The following is an 858-nucleotide window of genomic DNA, read 5'->3' as shown; positions in this document are numbered from 1 at the left end:
TGCGTCTTCCAACAAATAGCCAATGGCGTTCTCCAGTTTTTTGAGGGCGGGGATGACGCTATTCTGGATATGAATAATTCAGAGTAAAGCAATTTGACATGGATTTAAATGCATATAAGGTACAATTAAATTATAATGAACATCACTCATGTACTTATATAATCAATGTTGTAATTGTTCCTGAATTTCTTTTATTTTATTGATTTCATAACTATAATTTACATTTCCATCAAAGGATGACATTAATTTATTGAAAAACATATGAGCGCTCTTTAATATCGTAATTAAGAATTCTTGTCTGGGCAATGCTACACTGATGATTTCTCCCTCTGCCAATCTAAATAGCACCATATCCTGTGAGATATTCTTCATTTCAATTTTAACTGGCTGGTCAGGAAAAAAAGTAGTACCATACCCAGTTTGTAATACGTCTTCTACTAACTTAATAAAATAGCTCCATAATTGATCAACTAAATCCCACAAGCTGAAATCCATTATGAATTGATCATAATATTGAATTGTAATAGCGCCATTTATATAATCGAAATCTATCTCTTGGGAGAGATTTTTAATTTCTGTTTCATTGTCAACTCTTATGAAATATTTATTTGGATTTTCTAGCATATCTTCCAAATTGTTTATTTCAAGATTAGGTTTTTTGATAAATGTATTAATTTTTAACATGAACTCACCTACTTTGGATATAATTGTCCAATTCTTCCGTTTTTTATTCCTATTATATATTCAATTCCATTTACCGTTCCAGATATTTGATAGGAACCGACTGTTCCACGTTCTATTAAGATTTTTCGATTTTGTTGCATTACTCCTTGTACAATACTTGATATATCTTCTAGA

At 30.2% G+C, this 858-nt stretch carries 1 protein-coding gene; it reads right to left on the bottom strand.

What is annotated here, in order from left to right:
* Positions 1 to 162: 162 nt before the first annotated feature.
* On the bottom strand, positions 163 to 684 hold the full coding sequence (locus ACLWS4_RS37190; RefSeq protein ID WP_014097097.1) for a hypothetical protein: 522 nt from the start codon (positions 682 to 684) through the stop codon (positions 163 to 165).
* Positions 685 to 858 lie beyond the last annotated feature (174 nt).

The sequence above is a fragment of the Kitasatospora sp. SC0581 genome (assembly GCF_048159585.1).
Classification (GTDB): Bacteria; Actinomycetota; Actinomycetes; order Streptomycetales; family Streptomycetaceae; genus Kitasatospora.
This window is presented reverse-complemented; position numbering and strand designations above follow the sequence as displayed.